Source organism: Streptomyces sp. CBMA152 (genome assembly GCF_014596475.1).
Taxonomy (GTDB): Bacteria; Actinomycetota; Actinomycetes; order Streptomycetales; family Streptomycetaceae; genus Streptomyces.
In genome coordinates this window covers 743,771-768,529 of sequence record NZ_MECJ01000002.1, presented here as the reverse complement: position 1 = coordinate 768,529, position 24,759 = coordinate 743,771, and the positions used below count along the sequence as shown (strand labels likewise).

Here is a 24,759-nt window from a genome sequence, read left to right as displayed (position 1 = left end):
AAAAAAAAACCCCCCCCCCCCCCCCCCCCCCCCCCCCCCCCCCCCCCCCGAAACGACACCGACGCCCCGCCTTCACCCGCCGCTGGCCCGACCGGGTGGCGGATCTGGACGGACTCGGTGTGCCCTGGCAAGTCAGCGGGCCCTGGAACCCGCCTGGCAACGCCACCTCACCCTCACCGACCACTACCCCCAAGACGGCGGCCAGGTCGACGAACTCGTAGTCGGGTCACGCCTGTACAGCGGCGAAGACCTCGGACAATGGACCACCGGACAACTCACACGCTGGCGCACCCTCCGACCCGAACAACAACACGCACTCGCTGGGCGCGGCGCCAGATCCCAGTGCCATCAACGGGTCGGGGACGGTCGGCGAAACACCGACCGCCAGGACGGCCGGACGGCGCCGCAGCCGCGCCGAGTGGTTCCAACTCCTCATCACCGCCGCCCAACACCACCTCGATACGGTCGGCCCCCTCACCGACGAACACGGCCGGCATAGCGTCCGCCCGGACTACGTCGCGGTGATCGACGGAATGGCCGTGAAGCTCCGGGCCCGCTACCCCATCGAGCGGGGCATGGGCTGGCGCTGCTTCAAGGGGCACTTCACCGAGGTCTGCGAGCCGGACCGGCCACACGTCATCGTCCATGTCGCCACGGCCGCGGCCACCTTGAGCGACGTGGAGACCGTCACCACCCGCCATGGCGACCTGGCCGCCGCCGATCTACTGCCCGGCCAGGAGCTGGTGGACGCCGCCTGCGTCAGCGTCGACCACATCCTCGACGCCGCCGCAGTCCACGGCACCGACCTGTTCGGCCCCGTCCCCGCCCGCGCGATCAGCCGTAACTGGCGCGGGTCCATCAGCGCCGACGGGATGCCTGCAGTCGGCGGTCCGGCCTCCGCTGAGGGGGCCGGACCGCTTTGCGTTCAGGCCGAGCGGTGTCGGCGGCGCAGGTGGATGAGCGCTGCGGTCGCTGCTGCAAGGGCGGCCGCGCCGGAGGCGGCGGGCAGCCAGGGCCGGGTGGGGGCGGTGGTAGCGGTCGTAGTGGTCGCGGGCTGGTCTTCGGCGGGGGCGTAGCCGCCGACGAGGCCCTTGCGGTCGTAGGCCGAGCCGGGGAGTTTGTCGCTATAGCGCTTGGTGACGAGTTGCTGGTACGCCGCGAGGCTGACGTGCGACTTGGCCTGGAGGGCCACGGTGGCCTCCTTGTTCAGTGGCTCGACGGTGCCGCTGCGGGTCAGCCGGTACCAGGCGTGGATCTGCGGCTCCATGAAGGTTTGGGCCTGGTCCGTGCCGCGCTCGGCGACGCTTATGTCCGCGTCGCCGTCGCGGATGCCCGCCAGTTGCCAGGTATGGCCGCTCTGTCCTGGGGCGAGCAGGACGGCGGCCTGGTGGCCGTTGGTGGCCGAGACGCGGGAGGTGGGGTAGGCGAGCCGCAGGGCCGAACCGGCGGTGGGTTTGGTCTTGCCGGTGACGAATTCGGATGCGAGTTCGTAGAGCGGGACCGGCTTCTTGAGGTCGAAGCCGTGTGCGGTGGTGGTGGTTTGGGCGAGGCTGTGCGGGGTGCCGGCCGTGCCGCCGTCCGCGCTGGCGGCCGGTGCAATGTGCTCGGCGGCCGCCAGGAAGCGGGAGACGGTGTCGTGGACCTGGTCGGAGCGCAGCACTTGCTGAGCGACGGTGTAGTCGGTCGGGGCGGGTGCGGTGGGGCTGTCGGCGGCTTGCGCGGGAACGGGCGCGCACAGGGCAGCGGCAGCGGCGGCGAGCAGGATGGCGGTGTGCCTGGTCGTACGGCGCATTGTGGGTCGTCTCCTAGCCGTGGATGCCGGTGCGCGTGTGGGTCCACCGGAAGGAGTTGTTTCCGGCGTAGGTGGAGTAGTCCCACCAGGTGTAGGTCTGGGTGCTGGGCCAGGGGTCGCCGACCGCCACCATGTTGCTGGTGCTGTCGTAGCCGTAGATGACGTTCATGTGACCGCCGCCGGAGGTCCAGCCGATGCGAACGGCGAGCGGGCGCCCGTTCGCGATCTCGTTCTGGGTCTCGCTGAAGGAGGCGCTGCGATACAGGTCGGTGCCGCTGTTGCGGAAGCCCATGTTCTTGAGGGCGTTGGCCATGTCATCGAGCGTGGCCGGCTGATTGTTGCAGTCCAGCCAGCTGTTCTGGGCGGCCAACCTGCAGAAGTCGTACTGGCTGTAGCCGGTGTAGCCCCAGTAGTTGGCGATGGTCAGGCCGGAGGCGTCCCAGCACCACTGGTTCTGGACCTGCTTCTGCATGCTGATGTTGAGGGCTGTCCAGCTGGTGGGCCGGGTGTAGCCGCAGACCGGCAGGCTACCGGTGTCCTCGCTGATGAATGCATCGGCGAGGTAGTACGCGCCGGACCAGATCCAGCGGGAGTTGTTCTCGACGACGTCGCCGGTGGTCCGGCAGACCATCGGGATGTGGTCGCCGACCGGGGAGCTTCCGGTGACAGCGGAGGACAGCGAAGGCAGAGAACGCTGGTTGACGGTGCTGAAGTTACCCTGCCCGCCGACGACCGTTCCGGTGACGGTGGCCTGGGCTTGTGGGGCGACGGCCAGCAGGAGGCTACCGGACAGGACGGCAATCACTGTGGAGACGAGCGTTCTTGTGCGAGCTGTCTTGCGGGTCGGCGTATGCGCCGATATGCGGGATGACCTGCGGAATCTATGCATGGGGGGCCATTTTCTTGGCTTGCTGATCAGGAATGGCGGACGCGGCGGCGCCGCAGCCGAAACGCGGCGAGGCCGCCGATGGCGAGGAACAGGGCGGCGACGCCGATAGCCAGCGCGACGGAGGCCGGTCCGCCGCCGGACTCAGTCCGAGCGGCTGTGGCGGGCGGTGTTGCTGCGGACGGCGCGGTAGGTGACGGTGCGACCGACACGGGGGTCACCTCGGCCTGGGACTCCACGCGGCCGAGCGCCGGGAAGGCGGTCTCCGCCGTGATGGTCCAGTGGCCTGCGGGCAGTGCCTCGGCGGTGGTGAAGGTTCCGGGCTCGCCGGCCACTGGTACGAATCGCCAGGGGCCGAGGGTGGTGCCGTCGGCCGAGGTCGCGCTGAGCGTGCCGGCGACCTTCTCGTTGACGGGGTGGCCGTCGTCCTCCCAGGTCGCCCTGGCGGTGGGGTGACCGGCGGACACGCCCGTGACGGTCAGATGGATGGTGTCGCCGTGGGCGTGTGCCGTGGGCGCGGAACCCAGCACAAGAAGGCCCGCGAGGGCGGCGGCCGCTGCCGTGAAGCGGCGATCGGGCATGAGCAGGTGGCTCCGGTGTGAGTGGGGAGGGTGGCAGGGGCCGTCGGGAGACGGCCCCTGCCACTAGAAGGGGGTCAGGATGCCGTCCGCAGAGTCCATGCCTGGTAGCTGGAGCTGTCCGGGGTCTGGAGCTCAAGCAGCCAGGCTCCGTAGTACGGGCGATTGCCGACGCCCAGAACGAGCGAGCTGTTCCTGGCGGTCACGCGCAGGCCGTCCCCGGTTCTGGTCAGTTGCCACTGCTGGGCGGCACTGCCGGAGCAAGGCTGCTGGCCGATCCACTGGCCCGGAGCAGGAGCCCCGCCGATCTGCATGCACTTGCCGGACACGGCCGAGCGCAGGCGCACACTGCCACCGGCGGCGTCATCGAAGTACCACTGCTGAGGCGTGAATCCGTTGGGCTGGGAACCGACCAGGACGGTGCCGTCCGCGCTCTCGCCGCCCCAGACCTCAGCCGCCAGTCCGGTGCGGCCGTTGGTCAGCGAGTACCGCGTGGCGGGCTTGGTGACGGTGCTGCCGACGGGCGGGGTGTGGAACGCCACCGCGCGACCGGGCCCCGAGTCGCGCCCGGCCCGGTCGCGGACCGAGATGGCGAGCGTGTAGTCGGTGTCGGGGCGCAGGTTGTAGATCCGCGCCGAGTTGGGCTGGACCCATGCCAGGTGGCTGCCGTTGAGCAGGAGCTGGTACCAGGCGGCCGAGGGCGCCGCCGACCAGCTGACCACGGCCGAGTCGGACGTCAGCTGCGCGACGGTCGGGACGGGACCCGTCGACGGTCCGGTGCTGCCGGTCGGCTGCGGGGTCGGCGTAGGACTCGGGTCGGGGTTGGGCCGGGTTCCGTCGCCGGTCATCAGGAACTGGTTGTTCGCGACGTTCCAGTGCGTGGCCAAGTAACTGCCCGGCCGTGGACTGGTGTTGTAGTAGTTGTCGTGGGTGCAGTCCAGGCGCTCGTCGTGGCTCCGGTCCGGGCAGACGATGCGCATCTGTGGGTAGTACGGCGCGTCCGAGTAGCACATCAGGTCCCACTCGACCGTGCAGTGCGCCGCGCGGCTGGTGTCCGGGGCACTGTTGTTGACCGCGCCCAGGTTGTGTCCGAGCTCATGCGCGGCGGTGGCACCGCTCCAACATCCGGTGTCCGTCCGGCCGTAGGAGGGGCCGAAGTTGCTGAGGTTGGCAGCGCCGGGGCGCTCGTCACCGTTGAAGGTGCCGATGCCGCAGTAGACCTTGGCGTCCGCGAAGATCATGTACTTGCGGTCGCGCCGGTCGAAACCTTTCTCCGCGAGTGCCGAGTTCAACGTGCCGAACTCGCCAAGTGCCGAGCTCGCCACCTCGACGTTGAGCACGGACGGCATGCAGTCGGCGCCGGTCACGTACCGGATGTGCCGTACGCCCCCGGTCTCCTGCGCGCTGGCGAAGTAGATGGTGTCGGCGTCGGCGGCCCACTTACGGAACGACGCCAGGTACTCGGCGTACCGGTCGTTGCCGGGGCCGTGCGCGTACACGACCTGTACACGGTTGCCGGTGCTCCCGTCACCGTCGCACTGCACCGCCTGACCGGCCGGCGCCGCCTTCCTGCTTCCGGCACCCCGCGTGGAGGCAGGCGGCGTCTTGGCGGCGCTGCCCGATTGGCGGGCGTCGACGGAGGCCATGGTGCCGGCGGACGGCTGCCCCGGGGAGGGCTTTCCCCCGGTGCCGAGGTGGCTCGGTGTTTCGGCCACTTCCTGTGTCTTCGCGGCGGGCGGGGTGTCCTTGGAGATGTCCACGCCCTTGGGCGGCTTGTCGGGGCCGTGGGTACACCGGTCGTCGGCGGTGCGCAGAACGCCTGTGCACCGGTCGCCCTTGGGTGCGGGACTCAGACCCTTGTAGACGAGGCCGTGCGTGCGGTCGTCGTTGGGTATTCGGGTCACCGGTTCCGGGGTCTTGTCGTGCGCGGGTGCCGGAGCGGGGCCGTCGGCCGCTGCCTGCGCGGCGATGGACTTGGGGCGGGGCGAGTGGTGGTCGAAGACACCACCGACCGCTGCCGTTCCGGCGAGTGCTCCCGCTGTGACGGCGACCGCCGCGACGAGTATGCCGCGTCTTCGTCGCCGTTGCTGCACCTGTCTTCTGCGACCGGACAAGGCCACACCTCATTTCTGTGGGGGAGTTGTGGTTGGCCGGAAGTGTGCCAGAACGGGTCCACGGTCTAACAGGGCTGCTTTGCGCAGGGAATTGGACTGCGCACTTGAGGGAAATGCGCGGAGTAGCCGACGCGAGGTATCAAGTTCCCTTACCTGTAGGGCACTTGACCACACACGGGAAAAGGTCTATTCCAATTGACGGGCAAACACGGAGACGCCACTTGGCAAGATCGTTATCGTGGAATAAAAGGCTCCGCTTGTGTGCAATTGCACAGAGTGTCGACGCCATCGCCCAAGATCACATTCATTGGGAATCTCTATGGGTAAGCCCAAGACAGGCTTATGGAACCGCCGATGACCCATTGCAGGCACTCGGCTACGGACTGCTCGAAATTGCTGCGCCCAGGCTGGTCGGCGCGCGCTGCTTGAGGTTCCGACGTGTATGGCGGTACGGGTGAGAGCCCGCCAGTTCTTGAGGTGTGCGATGCCGTGCTCGACCCGAGGAACGGACCGTCGGCCAGGAGCTGGGCCAGTCCCAGTTGTCGCGCCTGGGTGATGTCGGCGCAACTGCCCGGCTGGACCGGGCTGCAGAACAGTACGCGCCCCTCGGTGTCCGTGAGGATCATGGACTTCACGGCGTTCTGTTTGGTCTTGCCGGAGACGAATGTGTCCCGGTCCTTTCGGCCTGCGACCGGGCGCCGCACGCGGACTGCCGTGCCATCGATGATGCCGGTCCCGCCGGCGCCCACGTACTCGATGGCCTCGGCAAGAGTGCGTAGCCGGATGCCCCGGGCGACGGTGCAGCCCCGTTGCGCCAGCAGGGGCCGCACCTCACCGATGGCACGGGTGATGGTGGAGCGGTCCACACCGAACCAGCAGGCCAGCACGTCATGAGTGATGCCATGGCGCAGACTCACCAGCGTGGCCAGCAGACGGTCGAGGAAGACAAACTTGCGCTTCGCCCCGGCTCCTACCGCCCACTGCCGTGGCCGAGCGGTAAACCGAGCCTGATGCAGCTCGCCCCACAACAGCCCTACCTCAGCAACGAGTTCAGCGATCACTATCGGCGACAACCCGATAACCCGGTACTCCGCCACGATCAACTCACGCGCCCCAGCCCCCGCCATGCCCCGTTCAATGAGCAACCCGGATGCCGGGCCACGGCCAACCATGCACGAGGTCGTTAGTACGTGCACGCAATCGTCCACGACAGCGTTGCGGCTCGCCAAAGGGCCACAGGGCACGGGCGGCGGACCCCCGGATGCGCGGGGTGGGGTGGCGGTGCCAGGGTGAGATCAGCTGAGAGATTGCGCAGGAAGGGGCATCGCCCACATGGAGAGACCCCAGCCCCTGTACGTTGCGGTACCGCGTTCGGACCGAGCGCCCCGGCGCATGGCTGGGCTGCTGAGCGCCATGGTTGCGGCCGTAGTCGCGGCGGCCGGCTGCGCCTCCCCCCATACGGCCACCCGCCCATCGGATCGCACCGTGCCGCCGGCGGTAGCCCTGACGGGTGACACCTACCGCGTGCCCGAGCCGCTGCCGGCCGGGACACCGGGCGCGCTGATCGCCGCGACCGACCATGGCCCCCAGGCCCGGCTGGCCGGCGCCCGGCGCTGGACTGTGGTCTATCACTCCACCAACGGCCGCGGCGCGGACGTCCCGGTCAGCGGCACCGTGCTCCTGCCACCCGGCCCTCCTCCTCATGGCGGTCGGCCCGTGGTGTCCTGGGGACACGGCACCACCGGGGTGGCCGACGCCTGCGCTCCCTCCCGGCTGGCCGATCTCGGCTCGGGCGCCTACATCCAGGAACTCGGTGCGCTGTTGCGCGCCGGGTACGCGGTCACCGCCTCGGACTACCCCGGGCTCGGGACACCGGGGACACACACATATCTGGTCGGCTCGGACGAGGGAAATGCGGTGGCCGACATCGTCACCGCCGCCCACCAGTTGGCGCCCGGCCTGGGGCGGGTGTGGTTCGCGGTCGGGCACTCCCAAGGCGGCCAGGCCGCATTGTTCGCCGCGCACGCGGCACATCCCCCTGGCGGTCAGCGCCTGGGCGGGGTGGTGGCCGTTGCCCCGGCCAGCCATCTGGAGGTGATGCTGACCGGGGTGAAGGCATCCCACGTGCCCAGCGAGCTGTCCTTCGCTCTGTACTCCCTGGCCGGGCTGGCGGCCATCGACCCCACCGACGCGTCGGTGAGCCTGCGCACGCTGCTGGGGAACGCGGCAGCCGCCACCGCCTCCCGGGTCCTCGCCGGCTGCGCCATGAACAGTGCCCAGGAGCTGAAGGGCCTGGACACCGAGAAGATGCTGCCGCTGAGTGCCGACCATCTGAAGCGGATCGGGGAGCGAATGGGCGCCTACGGTGACCCCGACCGCGCCCCAGTCCCCGTTCCGGCACTGATCATCCAAGGCGAGGCCGACCAGGACGTGCCGGCCGCCTGGACCAACCAGGTCGTCGCCCATCTGCGCAAGCTCGGCTCGCCAGCCGTGCTCTACCGCACCTATCCCGCCGCAGGCCACGTACAGGTCCTGGGCCGGTCGGTCTGCGACCTGCTGGACTTCCTCCGCACTCACGGCGGAACCCCGCAGACCGCCTGCACTCCGCCGGACACCGGCACCGGATGAGTCGCGCGGCGACGGCGAGGCGGGACTTCATCCGCGTGCTCCTCTCGGCCCGCACGACATCCTCGCGAAACTCATCCGGATACGGCTTCAGCACGACGACATCCCTCCCAACCGCCCTACAGGACAAGCCAGTTCAGATATCACCCGATCGTGCACCAGACCCAAATACCCAATTCCTGTCGATCACGATGGCGGTTCTGATCGAACCGAGTGCCTGGTCGGATGATCACGGCTTGTGGGTGCGTAGAGGCAGGGCCTCTGGCGCAGCACGAGGGTTGGCGAGGCCAACTCATGCGCCCACAGGCCCTGTTGTTGCAGCTCCAGCTCTACGCGGTTTCATCGGTCGAGCTCAACTCGGTGCCGTCGGCTCGGTACATGCCTGGTCGGAGGGTCGGCGTGGCCGGCCGGAGGGCTACTGCCATCGCCAGATGCTGGATGCGGTTTCACGTCATGGACAACGGCGTCACCTGGACGGTGGCACCGCCGTGGGCGCTCCCGGGCCTGTCGTGTCGCGCCAGCGGCTGACCTCGACGTTCTCCAGCACGCCGAGCGCGTCGGGCACCAGGATCGCGGCCGAGTAGTACGCGGTGACCAGGTAGGACCTGATCGCCTGCTCGTCGATGCCCATGAAGCGGACCGACAGGCTCGGCTCGATCTCGTCCGGGATACCGGCCTGCTGCAGTCCAATGACGCCCTGGTCGGCCTCGCCGGTACGCATGCAGATGATCGAGGTCGTACGGGCCTCGCTCACCGGGATCTTGTTGCACGGGAAGATCGGCACTCCGCGCCAGGTCAGCACGTGGTGGCCGGCGACCTCCACCGACTCCGGCACCAAGCCGCGCTTGTTGCACTCGCGCCCGAAGGCGGCGATCGCGCGCGGGTGGGCGAGGAAGAGCTTGGAGCCGCGCCGCCGGGAGAGCAGCTCGTCCATGTCGTCGGGGCTCGGCACCCCGTTATGGGGCTGGAGGCGCTGGCCGTAGTCACAGTTGGTCAGGAGGCCGAACTCCCTGTTGTTGATGAGCTCGTGCTCCTGACGCTCGCGCAGCGCCTCGACTGTGAGCCGCAACTGCTGCTCGGTCTGGTTCATCGGCTGGTTGTAGAGGTCGGCTACACGGCTGTGAACCTTCAGGACGGTCTGCGCGACGGAGAGTTCGTACTCGCGGGGCGAGCCCTCGTAGTCGACGTAGGTGTGCGGAATGATCGCCTCACCGACGTGGCCCGCGGAGAGGTCGATCGCCGCTTCGCCGTAGTGGTTGGTGCGCTGCTCCGGCAGCAGCGACACCGACGCGAGGTGCGCCCGGAGGGAGTCGGAGCGCTCGGCCAGGTTGAGCACGTCGGCACGGGTCAGGATCAGGACGGTGCACGCGGTGGTGGCACGGAAGGTGCATTCCCAGACGGCATCGGCGGACAGCAGCATCTGCCCGCCGAAGTACGCGCCGTCCGCGAGGAAACCGAGCCCGGTCTCGTCGCCGTACTGACCGGTGCCGATCTTCTGGACACGGCCGTGCGCGAGCAGGAACACCCGGTCGGCGGCGGCTCCCGCGGTGGCGATGACCTCGCCCGCGGCGTACTCGCGCTGCTCGCAGCGGTTGGCGAGCTCGCCGAGGGCGGCCTCGTCCTCGTAATCCCGCAGCGCGGGCAGCTCACCCAGTTCGGCCGGGATGACGGCGACCCGCTCGCCGGTCTGGATGAACTCGACCCGTCCGTCCCCGACTGTGTAACTCAGCCGTCGGTTGACCCGGTACGTACCGCCCTGCACTTGGACCCATGGCAGCATCCGCAGCAGCCAACGGGAGGTGATCTCTTGCATCTGCGGCGCGGACTTGGTGGTGGTCGCCAAGTTCCGTGCGGCGGCCGTGCCAAGGCTCTGCTGTGCGGGGTTCTCGGGACCTGCCTCGACCGACATGTGACTCCTCAGGACTCTCACGATCATGAAACGGATCTGCCCCACGACCCTTCCACTACGCAGAGCCCCTGCGCCATTACTCAAAGGGGTGGTGCTGCCCCCACTCAGCCCCAGGCAACAGGCCCATCCCATGGACCGGCACCGGGGATCGAACACACGTAGCCCGTGACTGCGAGGTCAGAGCGGCCACAGTCTTCGCCCTCTCGTTGCAGGACGGCGTGGATGCGCGGGACCCCGTAAAGCGTCGCGGCTTCAGGGGGGAGGGACATGCGTCGTCAGCGGTCTGTTCCCGACCGTCGGGCGGCTGATCAGGGCAAATGGAGAACTGGGACGGGAGTGCCTAGGGTCAGCCCGTGGCTCTCATCATGGTGTGCGAAGACGACGCGGCGGTCCGCGGCATCCTCAAGCGTGCCCTGGAACACGACGGCCACACCGTCTCCGTCGCCGCCACGGCCGGCAGCCTGCTACGGCAGCTCGCAACGGTGCCCCATCTGGTCGTCCTGGATCTCGGGCTCCCGGACGCCGACGGCCGGGACGTCTGCCTGGCCCTGCGGTCGCGCGGCGTGGACGCCCCGGTGTTGATGCTCACCGCCTTGGACGGCCTGCAGCACAAGGTGGGTGGCTTCGAGGCCGGCGCCGACGACTACATGACCAAACCGTTCGACATCCCGGAACTGCTGGTCCGCGTCCGGGCGCTGCTGCGCCGGGCCACCGTGGCGCCCGCACCGCGCGAGGTCACCCTCGATCCGGCGAAGCACGTGGTGACCTACAACTCGGTGAGCGAGAGCCTGACCCCGACCGAGTTCCGGCTCCTGGGCCGCCTGATCGCCTCGCCGGGCGATGCGGTGCGCCGCCACGCTCTCATCGCTGCCGGCTGGCCGCACGGAGCAGAGGTCAGCGACAACACCCTCGACTCCTTCGTGCGCCGGCTGCGGACCAAGCTCACTCCGCTGGGTGTGGCCGAGCGTCTGGCGACCGTCCGCGGCGTGGGCTACCGATGGCAGTGACGCGATTCCGCAGGAGGGTCGTCGCGCTCACGGTGCTGATCGCCACCGCCGTGGTCGCGATCCTCGTCGTGGTCTCCCACGTGCTGCTGAGCCGGGTGACGGACGCCGACGCGCTCGACCTGGCGCGTACCCGTGCCGAGGCGGTCGCGGCGAACGTCACCACCGTGGGCGGCCGTGTCGTGCTGACGGAGAACGGCAGCGAGGCGCTGGACGAGGTCGCCTGGGTCTATGCCGACGGCCGCCTGATCGACGGGAACATACCGAGCAGCATGGTCGAGCGCGTCGAGGCGCTGGCAGGCGCGAGCCGATCGCAGACCGCCACCGTCGCGCACTACCTCTTGTACGCGCGGCAGGTCCCGGTCGACGGCCACCACGTCATGGTGGTCGTCCGGGTGGACCTCACGCCTTATGAGACATCCGAGCAGCACAGCCTGACCCTGTCGCTGGTACTGGGCGGCCTCGCCATCCTCCTCGCCGGTGGTGTCGCGCACCTTGTGGTGCGCCGCGCGCTGCGGGTCGTGCACGAGATGGCCGCCCTCGCCGATGACTGGGGCCATCACGAACCGGGGCGCCGCTTCGACCTCGGAGTCCCTCGCGATGAGTTCGGGGAACTGGGACAGACCCTGGACCGGCTCCTGGAGCGCGTGGACAACGCGCTGAGGGACGAGCGCCGGCTCACCGATGAGATCGCCCACGAGCTGCGGACACCGCTCACGGTCCTGCGGGGCGAGGCGCAGCTGGCACAGCTGGCCGGCGAGCCCGTGGCGCCACAGACGGTGCTGAGCGAGGTCGACCGCCTCAATGCGGCGATCACGACGATTCTGCGCGCCGCGCGCGCACGGACAGACGCCGGGACCCGGTGCGACCTGCGCTCCGCCGCGCGACAGGCGATCGCCGGCCGCGCGGTCGAGGTCGCCTTTCCCGCGAAGGCCGAGGTCGCCGTGGCGGCCGACGTCGCCGTGGCGCTGCTGTCGCCCCTGCTGGAGAACGGCCTGCGCCATGCGCGGTCGCGCGTGTGGATCACCGCACGGACCGAGGGCGAGGCAGTCGTGGTCGATGTCCTGGACGACGGCCCCGGGTTCGATCCCGCAGAGGTCGACCGGGTCTTCGACGCGGGTGTGACCGGCGGCGACGGGTACGGGCTCGGGCTGCCGGTGGTCCGGCGCATCGCCGCCTCCGCCGGTGTGGAGGTCCGCGCGATCGCGGACGGCCGCGGTCACGTCGAGGTGACGCTCCCGGCCGCGCGGGCGGCCACGTAGTCAGGTTACGTGCAGGTTCCCCGCGTAAACCTCCCTGCATGACAACGACGACCGAAGCACGCACGCGCAGCGGGCGGCTCACACTCAACAAGGTCCCCGAGGTCACCGTCTGGTTCTGGGTGATCAAGGTCCTGTGCACGACGGTCGGTGAGAGCTTCGCCGACTGGATCAACACCCAGCTGGGTGTCGGTCTGGTGAACACGGCCTGGATCTTCACCGCGGTCCTGGTGGTGGTCCTGGCCGTCCAGCTGCGGCTGAAGCGGTACGTACCGTTCCCCTACTGGCTGACCGTGGTCGTCGTCAGCGTCACAGGCACCTTGTACACCGACATCCTGACCGACCAGCTGAACGTGCCGCTGTGGATCAGCTCCGCGGTCTTCTCGGTGCTGCTCGCGGTGGTCTTCGGCGTGTGGTGGCTGCGGGAGCGCACGCTGTCGATCCACTCGGTCACGACCCTGCCCCGGGAGTCGTTCTACTGGCTGACGGTCCTGGTCACCTTCGCGCTCGGCACCGCGACCGGCGACTGGACCCTGGAGCTGACCGGCTGGAGCCCGGGCGTCTCGGTGCTGCTGCCGCTCGGCCTCATCGCCGCGATCACGGCGCTGCGGAGGTTCGGCGCGAACCCGGTGCTGTCCTTCTGGCTCGCCTACATCCTGACCCGCCCGCTGGGCGCGAACATCGGCGACTGGCTCGCCTCCCCCAAGGTCGCCCAGAGCCCGGGCGACCCGACCGGTCTCGCGCTGGGCACGTTCACCACCAGCCTGATCTTCCTCGGCCTGATCCTGGCGACCGTCGTCTACCTGACGGTGACGCGCGCGGATGTGACCGAGACCTACGAGGCGACCCACGCCGCACAGCACACCGGCAACCCGCGCAAGGAGCGCATCGCACTGGCCGGATTCGGAGTGCTGGCCGTCGCCACCACGGCCCTGCTGGTCTGGGCCCACGCTCAGCCGCACGTCGGCCCGGCGCCGGAGACCGACACCACCTCCGCCGTCCAGCTGCCTCCCGGCCAGGCGGTGAAGAACTTCCCGCCCGCCAAGGTCGGCGCGCTGCGGACCCTCGCATCGACCTCGCTCAAGGACGCACGCTCGGGCAACGCGGCCGGCGCCCATGCGGCCGCCCAGTCGTTGCGCGACCTGTGGGATGCCGACCAGGACTCGCTGCAGCCGCTGGACGACACCGGCTGGACCTCCATCGACGCCCAGATGGACAAAGTCCTGAAGACGTTCGGCATCGACCACCAGAACCCCCCGATGTCACCGGCACAGCAGGAGAGCGAACTGAACGCCCTCCTGGCGGACCTGGGCTGACAGACCGCACAACGCCCGGTCGGCCCACCCGGCCGACGGGCCCGGTGCGCCGGGGCTGCGCCGAGAACCACGCCGCCCCGGCACACGCCGACGAACCATGGACAGCGCAGGCGGCCAGGGCGCGGGCAAGGGAGAGGCCGATACCCGTACCTGCCCCGCTTCCGGTGTGCCCCCCCCCGCTCGAACAGCCGCGCCGTGTCACCCGTGCGCTGCTGTCCTGCACATGTGGCCGGCAACTCCTTCGGCACTGCTCCTCGGTGGGCTGGCCCTGAGGAGGCGGTTGGCCGTCGGCGTTCTTCACCACGCCTCAACGAGAGGATGAAAAGGGCTCACTCGCTCTCCGTTCTCACCTACGAAGCCACGCGGGCATCGCCGCGAGGCCGTCCTCGTATCCGAGGATCGCGGCGATGCCCCGTACATGCGGGTCGAAGGGGTCCGGGCCGAAGCCGGCGCGGGCGCGTTCGGAGGGCTCGATCAGCGTGGCGTGCTCAAGGGTCTCCCGTCGCTCCTCGGTCAGGTACTGGGGCAGTTCCGGTGTGGGACGGAGCACGATCACGTGGTCAGCTGTCCGGGCGAGTTCGGCGTTGGTGAGGGAGAACGTTCCGCCGTCGATGTACTCCTTGCCCCCGATGCGCGCCACGGGCCACAAGCCCGGAACGGCGCAGCTCGCGGTGAGAGCATCCACAAGGGCGACTCCCGAAGCGCTGGTGAAGACGGTGCGGCTGCCGTCGGTGCGTACGGAAGTGATGTGCAGACGATCACTGGGCCAACTGTCGCTCCGCACGCGTCCCGCGACGGCTGCACGGCGCAGGGCTGGATCGATTCCCGCGCGCTGCTGGGACAGTTGGGTGAAGCGCTCTGTCTTCGTCGCCATGGAGTCCTCGCTGGCGTGTATGGCCAGGACTTCGGGCAGTACATCGGCCAGTGCCGCCGCGGGAGCGAGTTCGTCTCCCCTGCGCGACTTGCGCACGATTCTGTCGAACTCGGCGCCCGCCGATCCGGACTGGAGCACCGCGGCCGCCACGGCGGCGCCTGCCGACGTACCGATCACACAGTCAGCCGAACCCAGGCGGAGCACCCCCTGCTCCTCCAACGCGGCGAGCACCCCGGTGGTCCAGCCGATGCCGGCCAACCCGCCACCGCCGAGCACCACAGCCGTTGAGTGTCTGGACATCACTGCTCCTTCCCGGTGAACTGCCTTCTGGCAGCCCGTAGTCTGCACGCTAAACTCCGACATCAGTGTCAGAGTCAAGCGGCATGGGGGAAGGCACCGTATGCGGATGAAGGACATGGTCGCTCGCACCGGCGTTCACGAGCGGCTGCTGCGCTACTACGAGCAGCAAGGCCTGCTCGCGCCGAACCGACTGCCGAGTGGCTACCGGGAGTTCGGCGAAGCGGACGTGGAATTGGTGCGCCGTATCCGCTGCCTGCTGGCGGCCGGTCTCTCGACGGCGGTGATCGCCCAGGTCCTGCCCTGCCTCACGGACGATGAAAACTACGCCGGGCTCGCCCCCGCCTGCCCCGAGCTGGTGGGTGACCTCAGGAAGGAGCGCGCACGAATGACCGAGGAGATCCAGGCCCTGCGCAGCTCCCGCGCCATGCTGGACACGATCCTCTCGGCTGCCGACGCCGCTTCCGACTGACGCCTCCATCACCCCAAGCACCCGGATCCCAGTCGTAGCCGAAACCGGAGAGCTCGTCCATGAGCGTCTCAAGGTGCTCCATGGAGGTTGCGGCCACGTGCTTGCCGGCGAGCGAGGTCGACCGGGTGGTGACGTCCGATCCCGACGGCCGCGGGCTTTGCGGCTTGCCCCCGGCAACACGACCGATCCGGGCCGCCACACCACCAGCACCGACAACTGGTCACAAAAAACCAAGCCAGTCGGCAAGCTGATGTCCCGTAGGCGGCACCCTCTGTCGAGCCGTTACCCTTTCCGCTTATGACCAGCACTTCCTTCCCCGGTCGGCCCAGTGCCGCGGACTTGCGGCGACTGCTCGACGAGGGCGGGGTGCGATGCGAGCCCGGGATGAGTGAGCGGGAGCTCGCGGCGGTGGAGGAGGCGTACGGCTTCCGGTTTTCCGCCGATCATCGGCTGTTGCTGGGGGCGGTACTGCCGCTGGGGCCGGGATGGCCCGACTGGCGGGACGGGCGTCCAGCGAACCTGCGGCTCCAAGTGGGGCTACCAGTGCAGGGTGTGCTGTTCGACGTCGAGAACAGCGGCTTCTGGCCGACCGCCTGGGGTCCCAAGCCGACCCAGGCCAAGCACGCCCTCAAGTCCGCCCGCTGGCACCTCGCGAAGGCGCCGCGGCTGGTCCCGTTCCACGTCAACCACTACGTACCAGAGTCTGCGGATGCATGGGACCACCCGGTCCTGTCGGTCCACCGTACCGACGTCGCCGTGCGCGGCTCGGACCTCGCCGACTACCTGCGCCGCGAGTTCGGCACGGGTCCACAACTGCCCCTGCCCGCACAATCGTCCACGGTGCCCTTCTGGGGCGACCTGCCCGAAGCGTGACCACGCGCCCTGACACCGACGTGCAAGGCCGCTGCCGCAGTATGAACACCGCCAGGCGCCTCCCCACAGTCGCCGCACTGGTGGGCACCGCACTGTCCCGGCGCTCAGCTCTCGATCCGGCGTTCGGATGTGATCAGGTGCGTACGAACCCGCGTAGAGGATCGTGTACAGCCTCCACGAAAAGAACGCCAGTGCCCCTCCCCCGCACTTACGCGGCCTGAACCGTCCCCAGCAGCCGACGCGGCGCCCCCGCCGAGGACGAGCCGCTGTCGCCGTACTGGCCGGCGCCCTGCGAGCCGCCCCGCTGGTATCCCTTGCCTGGTTGACCTTTCCGGCGAGCATGGCAGCAGTCCGGGGCGCGGGGTGTGGTGCCGCGGCGCGACGTCTGGGGTATCCATGCCGACCAAGGGTGAAACCCCAGGGGAACGTCCCGTGCACACTGCGGTGTGGGCTCCACGAGTCCCGCCCGCCCCCCTACATTGGAGCGAATGACCAGCCCCACCCCCCACCCCGGTCCCCGCACCCCGACCGCCCCCGACCGGAGGCCCTTCTTCGACAACGCCAAGTTCCTGCTCATCGCACTGGTGGCGCTCGGTCACAGCTGGGAGCAGATCCTCACGGGCCACACGCATGCCCTACGAGCCCTGCACAACCTCGTGTACGGCTTCCACATGCCGGCGTTCATCCTGCTGTCCGGCTACTTCTCCCGGAACTTCACCGGCAGACCCGATCAGATCCGTCGCCTGCTCTCCGGAGTGCTGCTGCCCTATCTGATCTTCGAGGTCATCTACACCGCGGTCAACCACTGGGTCCGCGGCACCGAGTTCTCGATCACGCCGACCTCTCCCACGTATCTCTGCTGGTTCCTGATCGCCCTGTTCGTCTGGCGGATCACCACGCCCATCTGGAAGGCCGTCCGCCACCCGGTCCTCCTCGCCACAGTCATCTCGCTCGCCGCCGGAACTACCGTGATCGGCAAGGATCTGGCGCTGCCGAGAACGTTGATGTTCCTGCCGTGGTTCGTGCTCGGGCTGCGGCTGCGCCCCGAACACTTCGCCCGGCTGCGCACGAGAGCAGCCCGTAGGTGCGCGGTGCCGGTCTTCGCCGGCGCCCTCGCCCTCGCCTACTGGCTGTCGCCGGAACCCAGTGACGACTGGCTCTCCATGGACGTCGGATACGGCGCGCTCCATGTGTCGCCCGTACGGTATCTGCTGCTCCGGCTGGCACTCTTCACGGTGAGCGCGCTTCTCGTGGCGTCGTTCCTGACGCTGGTGCCCGATCGCCGGATGTGGCTCACGGCACTGGGCGCGGTCACCCTCTACCCGTACCTGCTGCACGGGCTCCTGCTTCGGGTCGCCGAATACGCGGGGGTCTTCCCGGTGCTGCGGGAGTGGGGCCCTGCCGGGACGCTGCTGCTCAGCGCCATCGCGGTCGGCGCGGTGGCGCTGCTCTCGACCCCGCCGGTGAGGGCGCTGACCCGCCCCCTGGTGGAGCCGCGCCTTCCGCGATGGCTGGTGCCGGACGGGAAACAGGGCATGGTCGCGGGAGGCGCCCCTACCCCCTCAGCCGCGCCGGAGCGCGAGAAGAGCCTCACGCGCTGACCGGGAGCGGGCGCCGCCGGGGAACGGATGCTGCCCTGTGACAGGTTGTGTGCGTGCCAGGGATGACTCCGCGGAGTGCCTCGATCCAGGCGGGCCACACCAAGGCATGAGGACGATGCCTGCGCCGACAACAGCCGCGACCGTCTCGATCCAGCCCCGTTGACGCACATCCCACCCCGTCCCGTGCGCCCTCCTAAACGAGCGGGCAGGAACTCGCACAGCGTCGCCACTCTCAGTACGCGTCTGTCCGGGGCACCTGTCAAATGCACCGCGCACAACGGCCGCGTATGCCCAACTGGCAGTGGGACAGGTCGAGTGGAACATTGGGAAGCATGAACGTAGCGGGTGCTGCCATGCGGTGGCACCGAGGTCACTGCGCACCGCCGGGGAGCCACTGCCGCCGTCGTTGCCGTTGGCTCCGGCTGCTGTGGTTGGCGCTCGCTCTCGGCTGGCTGTGGTGGCTGCTGAAGGAGCTGAAGAGGCTGTGCCGGCTGGCCAACCGTGACCGCGGCAGGCCCGCCGACGGCGTGGTTCCGCCCTGGGCCTACCGTCAGCCCGACCCGCTGATCTACAGCCAGCGGTATCTGCAGGCGCACGGCTTCGCCGTCACGTGGGACAACCCCGATATCCACGTCGAACTGGCCTCCGCACCGGGGGTCCCGGTAGACGCGCACGCCCTCCAGCCGGACACGAAGTACCTGGTGGTCGCCCGCGTCTGGAACGGCTCCACCACGGCTCCCGCACCCGGTCTGCCGGTCAGGGTCAGCTACCTGGAATTCGGTGTGGGCACCACCCGGCACGACGTCGGCACGACGAAGGTCGACCTGCCGGTGAAGGGGGCACTCGGATGCCCGGCGGTGGCCACCGTGCCCTGGCGCACTCCGGCGGCTCCCGGCCACTACTGCCTGCAAGTCGAGCTGCTGTGGGACGACGACGCGAACCCGGACAACAACATGGGGCAGAGCAACACCGATGTGAAACCGCTGAATTCACCGCACGCGGCGTTCACGTTCCCCGTGCGCAACGACCGGGCGGACCAGGCGCTCGTCACCCTGCGGGTCGACGGCTACGCCATCCCGCCGCTGGAGTCGTGCGGTGCCTCGGAGGGCAAGGGCGAGGGTGTGCGGCGGTCGCGACTCGCGCGGCACCGCGCGGAGCGCTGGCCGGTGCCCGACGGCTGGCGAGTGGCCGTGAACCCGGCGCAGCTGCCGCTGGCGCCGGGCGAGCAGAGCGAGGTCGCGGTGGACATCACGGCGCCCGACGGCTTCACCGGCCGACAGGCGGTCAACGTGCACGCGGACATCGGCGACGACCTCCTCGGCGGGGTCACGCTCTACGTCGACGGCACAGGGTGAGAGGAGGGCGTCGCCATGGTTGACGTCGGAGCGGTGATCACACCGCCGGGCCAGTACACACACTGCGTCGACCGCAAGGACTACCGCGATGTGCCGGGCATTCTCCAATCCGGCGTGGCAGCCACGCTGAAGTTCCTGCTCTGCGAGTACCTGCTCGGCGGCAAACTCGTCTGCCTGGCGGGCGGCCGTGACAAGTGCGCCATCGGCACGGTGGTCGGGCTGGAGGCGGTCGGCGCGGGCAAGTCGGGCGTGGAAGCCCTCGACAACGACTTCTCGTTCAATGTGCTCCTTGCGCCCTTCCAGATCCAGGACTTCGCGCACTACAACCCTCCCGTTTCGCCCGATGCCAACATCGTCGAGCCCCACCGGGTCAGGGACGACGTCGTCGCGCACGGCCCGTTGGGCTGGCTCATGGTCGATTCCCCGAATCCGCAGCCGTTGCCGCAACCGGTGGACCAGAGCGGTGCTCCTGGATGGCCGATGGACAAACACCAGTCGAAGGGCAAGGCGACCTGGCCGGTGGACGGTTACGGCGTGCTCTGGAAGATCGGCGCCGACGGCGGCCTGGAAGACGCCCGGCAGGAGGGCGACAACCTGCACAAGCTCTACGACCCGCCACAGCCCGGTGACAAGTGGACAGCTCCCCCCGGACCCGACAAGGGCCAGTGGGTGCCGCTCCCGGTGCTGCACTGCGAGTGCGAGGGGTCGCGGATCTTCTTCGTCTGTCAGGCGATGGATCCCTTCCTGGACCTGTTGCAGGGCAAGGCGCCCGGCAGCAGCGGCCCCAGCCCCGGTGAGGTCTGCCACACGGTGGCCGACAAGCTGCCGTGGCCGCTGGACGCGGTGGCCAACGCCGTCTGCTCCATCGCCGAGGACCTGATCGCCCTGGCCATCGCCCCTGCTCTGGCGCCGGCGATGGCGGCTACTGTCGCGGCGGCCTGGGAAGCGGCGCAGGCGTTCGACGATCTGTTCGTCACCGGACCGGTGGCCAAGCAGATCCATGTCGGAGACGTGGTCATCGTCCAGGGCCGCTGGGACTGGGACGCCGGGCACTCCGGCCATACCGAACTGCACCCGGTCAAGTCGATCCTGAGGCTGACGACGCCTCTCCAGACGCTGCCGCCCGAAATCCGGCCCCTGCCGGCCGACTACGACCCCAGGAACGGGCAAGGCATCCCGGACACGGACAAGGCGGCGATCAAGGCCACCCACGAGCGGTGGTGCCATCTGATGGCCGAGGCCCCGCCACCCCCCGACCCACGCCAGGAGGGCGGCGGGCTGAGTGCCCCGCAACTGGCGTCGATGACACCGGAACAACTGGCCGTCTGGGCCGCGCAGAACCGCCCGGAGAACTCCTGGACCGTTCATCCCCTCCTCGACGGCTGCGTCCCTGACCAGCCGCCACCCGTAATCCATTAACCGGCCATGCCTAATTACGACGCAACACCGCGCACCCTGTGCGTGAAGTGCCTCGCCCGCCTCGCCCTGGTCGTGGCGGTGATCTCCACCGCCGTTTCCCGATGGCGGCGCCGGCACCCATGCTCGCGCCATGCGCAACTCCTGCGCCCAGCACGACGGTCGCGCTAGCTAGTAGGTCCAGGCCCGGCCGGTCTGCCGGTACTCGTCCACGGGGATCGGCGAGACTCCGGGCCGCATCCGGCGGGTGCAGAGCAGGCCGTCGAGGTGGTCGACCTCGTGATGGATCAGCCGCGCGACGCCGAGCCGGTACACCGCGCTCTGCACACTGCCGTCCAGCTCGGTGCTGTCGACAGTGATCTCCAGAGGGCGAGGAACCAGTCCGCGGACACCGAAGAAGCTGAGGCAGCCCTCGTACTGCTCGTCCCTGTCCGCCGAGCGGTTGCTGATACAGAGCCCCATACCCTTGCCACAGAAATCGTGAGCCCGGCCGACCTGCTCCATGGCCTCCAGGATGCTGCGGACAGCGCTCGCAGCATCCTCGGCCTCAGGAGCAGCGCAAGGCCGTCAGCGCCACAGCGAGACGGTCAACGATGTTGTCCTGGTAGCCACCATGGAACCAGGTGACCTCCCGCGGCAGCGGTGTTCCTACCAGTTCTTCGCAAGACCCCAGGTACCGCTGAGGCCCCCGTGCCCCGCACAGTACACGTAGGAGCCCCTTCGGTCTCCGGCCCAGCGCTCGACGCCGTAGCTGGAGTAGCCGTCGTTGCACAGGCCGTAGGCGTGGTATCGCTTGGTGGGGCCGTTCCCGTCGCACCACCCACCGCCGGAGTTCCGGTCATGCCAAGGATGGCACTTCCCTCCCCACGAACTCGCGGCAGTGGCGCTGGAAGCCGATGCCGGGGAGGCAGCGAGGACACCCACCCCTGTACCTGCGGCCGCCAGCGCGATGGCGGCCAGAACTCGGGCGCCGTTGTGCATCGCACGCGTCATATGTCGATCCCTCCGCTCCGTTGAGGCGCCGGACGCGCCTGCGGGACACGACGCTACGAGTTCTGGCGGCCGCCGTCGTCCGGTGCTGGGTTGAACTCGCCTCTACATCCAGGGGTGTAGTGGGACCGGCACAGTACAACCAGAGTGGCACCTCGCCTCCCACGGCGCGGGGGCGTCGAGGGTTGGGCCAGCGTGGTTTGCGGCGGGCCCTCGACGCCGCCCGCCCTCGGGCACCATGGCTCAACCGGCTCCGGCCGCAACGGAGGATGTTTTCAACCTCAATCCGCAGGTGGGAGGCCCTGGTTTGGAGTCGATCAGGCATGAGCCCGCCGGTACACAGCCATGCTCGTCCGGCTTGATCACCCGTCAGCTGCCCCAGTACCAGAACGGCCCATGAGGTCCCCCGTTGCTCGGAGGTGCTGATCAGCTCGCCAGGGAGGCTTGACGGGGTTTCAGGTTCAGCTGTTCGGCCGTCGCCTGGCCCGTCTCCCGTCACCGCGCGACGCAAGCCGTCCCACTCCGCCATGCTCCCGTCCACCCGGTACTCCGCCAGTGCGAGGACACCGCCGATGCCCGCACGCCACGGACCGCCGATTACCAGGCCGCGGTAGCCCGTTCAACCCCTTGCGAATCCACGCTCCCTCGCTGGCGGGCCACCCAACAGCGCCTTCTACGGATTCTTGCGAAAGCCTGAATGGCCGCCGTCCGCCACGAACTATTGGCCCGCTCCACCCACCGCGGTGTCCACAACCGCCCCCAGACCTTGCCTTGCGACATGCGAGACGAGAACATCAGAACCACCGATGAGAGACAGGCGTCACGTAGTGAAGACGTCTCGGCGACAGGCGGGCGGGCATGAGCGTCCTGGATCATGTGGGTTGTTGAGGCAGCTCATGTGATCGAGGGCGTTGCTCATGCCCGCCTGTGCGGGCTCCTCCGCCAGCACTGCCCGAGAGTGGCTGAGCGAGCAACGGTGCTTGGGCGGAACGCAATGCGCCATGCCGAACCGCAAAGGGGACTCACAGCCATCCCAGCCCGGACGACCTTGTCGCGGTCCCGACCAGCCAAAGCCGCCGTCGTACACCACACCGCTATCCGGTCGTGGTGTCCGGCATCTTGTCCTGGCGCTCCTTCTCCCACTTATAGACGATGGCAGCTACGCCAACGAGGGCGACGTCGAGGACGATCCGCCACAAGTCGGCCCCTCGGAAGGCGTCCCAGGCCAGCAGGACGCAGAAGCCAACCATCATGACGGCGTAGAGATACGGCAGGAATCGGCGCATGCGACGGAGTCTGCCAGCCGTGGTCCGCTGGGACCGGACGTTCGGAACAACTCCTCTCCGCCACACCCAGCGGCTGATGGAAACCAGTGCCGCCCCAGGCGTCGGCACCGCCCAAGACACACTGATCAACATACTCATGGAGTCCGCCACCGGCCTTCAAACCCGAGACGGCCACACACTGCACTTCGACGGAGACAGCTACCTGCGCTCCCGCGATCCCGAACTGCAGGAGAAGGCCGTCAAGTTCCTCGATCTGATGGCCAACAGCATCATCTTCTCCGCCACCGTCGACATGACCGACGCACTTCGCCAGATGTCCGCCGAAGGCCGGGAGGTGAACCCCGACGACGTCGCCGCGCTCAGCCCGCACCGTAGGGACACCGTGCTCCGCTTCGGCTACTACGACACCGCCACCCTTCACATCCCGCCCGGCCCGTGTGACAGCGCGCTTCGCCTTCCTGCGGATGGTCTCTGAACGGGGCAGACGAGATTGGCTGCCAACCGGAATACAGCCGGAACGGAATTGCAGCAAAACCGGGCATCTTGGCGGTGGGATCCGCAGGAGTGCGCCGTGCGTATGGGCGGATCAGCCAGCGTGAACCAGTCCTACCGGTTGGAGGGAACCACCGGCCGCCGGGCGATCAGGACGTCGGCTTCGTGGCGCCAGCCGAGGGAGGAGTAGAGGCGCTGGCCTTCCTCACTGGCGATGAGAAGACCGGTGCGGGCGCCCTGGGCCACGGCGGCCTCCGCCAGAGCGCTCATCATGGCGCGGCCCAGGCCGCGTCGCCGGTGCGCCGCGTCCGTCTCGATGCGATCGGCGACCGCATCGGCGCCGACCACGGCGATGGTGCCACGCGCCGCCACCTCTCCGGAGGAGTCATAGAGGGAGACGACCGTGACTGCTCCCTCCGTGCGGACCTCGCGCTCGTACGGCGCGGCGGGCACGTGCTGCGGGTGCTCGGCCAGATCGGTCGTCATGAACCACTCGGACCGGTGGAGCAACTCCAGTCCGGCGGCGTCGACGACGGCTTCGACGGTGCCCGGGCGCAGCGTAGGTACCGTGAGCCAGGTGATCTGCCTCGCGGCGGCAACGGCTGCCGCCAGCCGCGCCAAGGACTCGGGCTCCTCGTCCGCACGCAGCGCGAACACCTCGACCTCACGGCCGGGTTGGGCACGTACTCGCCGCCCAACGCAAGGAACGCGCCCGCACCCGCAGCGAAAAGGGCATCCGCTGGGGCGGACGCCCCCTCAACACCGCGGGCCTGACCAACCGCGAACCGCAGCTCCCGAACGCCGACGGGGCAAGTCCAGGAGAAGGACAGCGACAGCAGGACGACTCAGGAGGCGGACGGCTCGATCTCCCCCGCGAAGACGATGACCTGGTCGATGAGGCTCCGTCGCAGATGGACGACGTCCGTTCCCGCCAGGCGGGGACCTCCATCAGGCGTGGTGAAGACCCACTGGTACCGGGCCCATTCGTCAGGCATGTCCACCGCCGAGCAGCGCACCATCGTGCCGGTCCCCGCCGGGTGGCGCCGGATGTCCAGCACGAACCGCTCGACCGCCCCGATTCCTTCGCTGCGACCCAACGGCCCCCAGAAGACCACGTCGGAGGTCAGGGCCTGGGAGAGCAGGGCAGTCACATAACTGTCGTCCGAGGCGTTGAACGCGGAGATGAACATGTCGATCGCGGAACGTGCGGTCTCTTCCTGCATACCCCAGTAATACCAGCCGTACCGCGTGCACTCGACCCACAAGCCGCCTACCGATCACGGTGAACCAACCCGGTCACAACACTAGGAGTGCCTGGTGTCGTGCTGGGCGAGCAGGGAGAGGAGGTCGGCGACGGTGGCCTGTTGGTCGGCCGGGTGGCGCAGCGGTGTGTCGGGCGCGACGCGGTAGATGTTGGAGCGGCCTTCGCGGGTGTGGGTGAGGTAGCCGCCGCGTTCCAGGTCGGAAATGATGTTCTGGACGGATCGCTCGGTCAGTCTGCAGTGCGCGGCGATGTCGCGTATGCGCACGGTGCGGTCCTTGGCGATCGCCGCGAGTACGCGGGCGTGGTTGGTGAGGAAGGTCCAGCTGCTGTGCGCCTCAGGTACTCCACCCATCCCT

22 protein-coding genes are annotated in these 24,759 nt (G+C 69.0%); 10 read left to right on the top strand and 12 right to left on the bottom strand.

Annotation, left to right across the window (positions count from 1 at the left end; all coding sequences use genetic code 11):
- Positions 1 to 925: 925 nt before the first annotated feature.
- The 5 genes from BG418_RS04400 to BG418_RS04380 form a co-directional block, all read right to left on the bottom strand.
- Positions 926 to 1,792 (bottom strand): hypothetical protein, encoded by an 867-nt coding sequence (locus BG418_RS04400; protein ID WP_188272283.1) that lies wholly within the window; start codon positions 1,790 to 1,792, stop codon positions 926 to 928.
- 13 nt (positions 1,793 to 1,805) lie between these two features.
- Positions 1,806 to 2,597 (bottom strand): papain-like cysteine protease family protein, encoded by a 792-nt coding sequence (locus tag BG418_RS04395; RefSeq protein ID WP_317453496.1) that lies wholly within the window; start codon positions 2,595 to 2,597, stop codon positions 1,806 to 1,808.
- A gap of 110 nt (positions 2,598 to 2,707) precedes the next feature.
- Positions 2,708 to 3,259, bottom strand: a complete 552-nt coding sequence (locus BG418_RS04390) for a hypothetical protein (protein ID WP_188272282.1) — start codon at positions 3,257 to 3,259, stop codon at positions 2,708 to 2,710.
- Positions 3,260 to 3,333: 74 nt separating this feature from the next.
- Positions 3,334 to 5,370, bottom strand: a complete 2,037-nt coding sequence (locus BG418_RS04385) for an RICIN domain-containing protein (RefSeq protein ID WP_223184260.1) — start codon at positions 5,368 to 5,370, stop codon at positions 3,334 to 3,336.
- Positions 5,371 to 5,687: 317 nt separating this feature from the next.
- On the bottom strand, positions 5,688 to 6,467 hold the full coding sequence (locus BG418_RS04380; RefSeq protein WP_317453495.1) for a transposase family protein: 780 nt from the start codon (positions 6,465 to 6,467) through the stop codon (positions 5,688 to 5,690).
- A 388-nt stretch (positions 6,468 to 6,855) separates the two neighbouring features.
- On the opposite strand from BG418_RS04380, the gene BG418_RS04375 reads away from it, so the two are divergent.
- A complete protein-coding gene (locus tag BG418_RS04375; RefSeq protein ID WP_317453494.1) occupies positions 6,856 to 7,998 on the top strand; it encodes an alpha/beta hydrolase in 1,143 nt (380 codons plus the stop codon).
- Positions 7,999 to 8,461: 463 nt separating this feature from the next.
- Here the strand turns inward: BG418_RS04375 and BG418_RS04370 are convergent, their stop codons facing one another.
- Positions 8,462 to 9,904 carry a family 2B encapsulin nanocompartment shell protein gene (locus BG418_RS04370; protein ID WP_188272281.1) on the bottom strand — a complete coding sequence of 481 codons (1,443 nt, stop codon included), beginning with the start codon at positions 9,902 to 9,904 and terminating at the stop codon, positions 8,462 to 8,464.
- A 353-nt stretch (positions 9,905 to 10,257) separates the two neighbouring features.
- On the opposite strand from BG418_RS04370, the gene BG418_RS04365 reads away from it, so the two are divergent.
- Genes BG418_RS04365 through BG418_RS04355 form a run of 3 tightly spaced genes read left to right on the top strand, consistent with a single transcriptional unit; the run spans position 10,258 to position 13,483 of the window.
- Positions 10,258 to 10,911, top strand: coding sequence for a response regulator transcription factor (locus tag BG418_RS04365; protein ID WP_188272280.1), 654 nt, complete (start codon positions 10,258 to 10,260; stop codon positions 10,909 to 10,911).
- Positions 10,902 to 12,170 (top strand): sensor histidine kinase KdpD, encoded by a 1,269-nt coding sequence (locus BG418_RS04360; RefSeq protein ID WP_188272279.1) that lies wholly within the window; start codon positions 10,902 to 10,904, stop codon positions 12,168 to 12,170. The genes BG418_RS04365 and BG418_RS04360 overlap by 10 nt, the downstream gene beginning before the upstream one ends.
- Positions 12,171 to 12,208: 38 nt before the next feature.
- The gene (locus BG418_RS04355; RefSeq protein WP_188272278.1) at positions 12,209 to 13,483 is read left to right on the top strand and encodes a hypothetical protein; all 1,275 of its coding nucleotides are present in this window, start codon (positions 12,209 to 12,211) and stop codon (positions 13,481 to 13,483) included.
- A 346-nt stretch (positions 13,484 to 13,829) separates the two neighbouring features.
- Here BG418_RS04355 and BG418_RS04350 read toward each other — a convergent pair whose 3' ends face one another.
- Entirely contained in the window at positions 13,830 to 14,657 is an 828-nt protein-coding gene (locus tag BG418_RS04350) for a patatin-like phospholipase family protein (RefSeq protein WP_188272277.1), read from the bottom strand.
- A gap of 100 nt (positions 14,658 to 14,757) precedes the next feature.
- Between BG418_RS04350 and BG418_RS04345 the strand changes: the two genes are divergently transcribed.
- The 5 genes from BG418_RS04345 to BG418_RS04325 all read left to right on the top strand — a co-directional run bounded on the left by BG418_RS04345 (position 14,758) and on the right by BG418_RS04325 (position 20,374).
- A complete protein-coding gene (locus tag BG418_RS04345; protein WP_188272276.1) occupies positions 14,758 to 15,126 on the top strand; it encodes a MerR family transcriptional regulator in 369 nt (122 codons plus the stop codon).
- A 297-nt stretch (positions 15,127 to 15,423) separates the two neighbouring features.
- Positions 15,424 to 15,999 carry a hypothetical protein gene (locus BG418_RS04340; RefSeq protein ID WP_223184258.1) on the top strand — a complete coding sequence of 192 codons (576 nt, stop codon included), beginning with the start codon at positions 15,424 to 15,426 and terminating at the stop codon, positions 15,997 to 15,999.
- A gap of 488 nt (positions 16,000 to 16,487) precedes the next feature.
- Positions 16,488 to 17,600 (top strand): acyltransferase family protein, encoded by a 1,113-nt coding sequence (locus BG418_RS04335; protein WP_188272275.1) that lies wholly within the window; start codon positions 16,488 to 16,490, stop codon positions 17,598 to 17,600.
- A 431-nt stretch (positions 17,601 to 18,031) separates the two neighbouring features.
- Positions 18,032 to 18,955: a hypothetical protein gene (locus BG418_RS04330; protein ID WP_188272274.1), complete on the top strand. Its 924-nt coding sequence runs from the start codon at positions 18,032 to 18,034 to the stop codon at positions 18,953 to 18,955.
- A 15-nt stretch (positions 18,956 to 18,970) separates the two neighbouring features.
- Complete coding sequence (locus tag BG418_RS04325; RefSeq protein ID WP_188272273.1) at positions 18,971 to 20,374, top strand: hypothetical protein; 1,404 nt, start codon at positions 18,971 to 18,973, stop codon at positions 20,372 to 20,374.
- 168 nt (positions 20,375 to 20,542) lie between these two features.
- On the opposite strand, the gene BG418_RS04320 is transcribed toward BG418_RS04325, so the two are convergent.
- On the bottom strand, positions 20,543 to 20,833 hold the full coding sequence (locus BG418_RS04320) for a peptide deformylase (protein ID WP_223184257.1): 291 nt from the start codon (positions 20,831 to 20,833) through the stop codon (positions 20,543 to 20,545).
- 1,622 nt (positions 20,834 to 22,455) lie between these two features.
- A complete protein-coding gene (locus BG418_RS04315) occupies positions 22,456 to 22,647 on the bottom strand; it encodes a hypothetical protein (protein WP_188272271.1) in 192 nt (63 codons plus the stop codon).
- A gap of 19 nt (positions 22,648 to 22,666) precedes the next feature.
- Between BG418_RS04315 and BG418_RS04310 the strand changes: the two genes are divergently transcribed.
- The gene (locus BG418_RS04310; protein ID WP_188272270.1) at positions 22,667 to 23,122 is read left to right on the top strand and encodes a Tn3 family transposase; all 456 of its coding nucleotides are present in this window, start codon (positions 22,667 to 22,669) and stop codon (positions 23,120 to 23,122) included.
- A 131-nt stretch (positions 23,123 to 23,253) separates the two neighbouring features.
- Here the strand turns inward: BG418_RS04310 and BG418_RS04305 are convergent, their stop codons facing one another.
- The 3 genes from BG418_RS04305 to BG418_RS04295 form a co-directional block, all read right to left on the bottom strand.
- Positions 23,254 to 23,796 carry a GNAT family N-acetyltransferase gene (locus tag BG418_RS04305; protein WP_188272269.1) on the bottom strand — a complete coding sequence of 181 codons (543 nt, stop codon included), beginning with the start codon at positions 23,794 to 23,796 and terminating at the stop codon, positions 23,254 to 23,256.
- A gap of 188 nt (positions 23,797 to 23,984) precedes the next feature.
- Complete coding sequence (locus BG418_RS04300; protein WP_188272268.1) at positions 23,985 to 24,362, bottom strand: nuclear transport factor 2 family protein; 378 nt, start codon at positions 24,360 to 24,362, stop codon at positions 23,985 to 23,987.
- Between the two features lie 81 nt (positions 24,363 to 24,443).
- Positions 24,444 to 24,755, bottom strand: a complete 312-nt coding sequence (locus BG418_RS04295; RefSeq protein ID WP_188272267.1) for a helix-turn-helix domain-containing protein — start codon at positions 24,753 to 24,755, stop codon at positions 24,444 to 24,446.
- Positions 24,756 to 24,759 lie beyond the last annotated feature (4 nt).

Bases quoted from the DNA above. Each gene is read 5' to 3' on its own strand.
- BG418_RS04400 (WP_188272283.1), bottom strand. From the start codon at position 1,792: ATGCGCCGTACGACCAGGCACACCGCCATCCTGCTCGCCGCCGCTGCC.
- BG418_RS04390 (WP_188272282.1), bottom strand. From the start codon at position 3,259: ATGCCCGATCGCCGCTTCACGGCAGCGGCCGCCGCCCTCGCGGGCCTT.
- BG418_RS04370 (WP_188272281.1), bottom strand. From the start codon at position 9,904: ATGTCGGTCGAGGCAGGTCCCGAGAACCCCGCACAGCAGAGCCTTGGC.
- BG418_RS04360 (WP_188272279.1), top strand. From the start codon at position 10,902: ATGGCAGTGACGCGATTCCGCAGGAGGGTCGTCGCGCTCACGGTGCTG.
- BG418_RS04355 (WP_188272278.1), top strand. From the start codon at position 12,209: ATGACAACGACGACCGAAGCACGCACGCGCAGCGGGCGGCTCACACTC.
- BG418_RS04350 (WP_188272277.1), bottom strand. From the start codon at position 14,657: ATGTCCAGACACTCAACGGCTGTGGTGCTCGGCGGTGGCGGGTTGGCC.
- BG418_RS04345 (WP_188272276.1), top strand. From the start codon at position 14,758: ATGCGGATGAAGGACATGGTCGCTCGCACCGGCGTTCACGAGCGGCTG.
- BG418_RS04340 (WP_223184258.1), top strand. From the start codon at position 15,424: ATGACCAGCACTTCCTTCCCCGGTCGGCCCAGTGCCGCGGACTTGCGG.
- BG418_RS04335 (WP_188272275.1), top strand. From the start codon at position 16,488: ATGACCAGCCCCACCCCCCACCCCGGTCCCCGCACCCCGACCGCCCCC.
- BG418_RS04325 (WP_188272273.1), top strand. From the start codon at position 18,971: ATGGTTGACGTCGGAGCGGTGATCACACCGCCGGGCCAGTACACACAC.
- BG418_RS04320 (WP_223184257.1), bottom strand. From the start codon at position 20,833: ATGGGGCTCTGTATCAGCAACCGCTCGGCGGACAGGGACGAGCAGTAC.
- BG418_RS04315 (WP_188272271.1), bottom strand. From the start codon at position 22,647: ATGCGCCGATTCCTGCCGTATCTCTACGCCGTCATGATGGTTGGCTTC.
- BG418_RS04300 (WP_188272268.1), bottom strand. From the start codon at position 24,362: ATGCAGGAAGAGACCGCACGTTCCGCGATCGACATGTTCATCTCCGCG.
- BG418_RS04295 (WP_188272267.1), bottom strand. From the start codon at position 24,755: ATGGGTGGAGTACCTGAGGCGCACAGCAGCTGGACCTTCCTCACCAAC.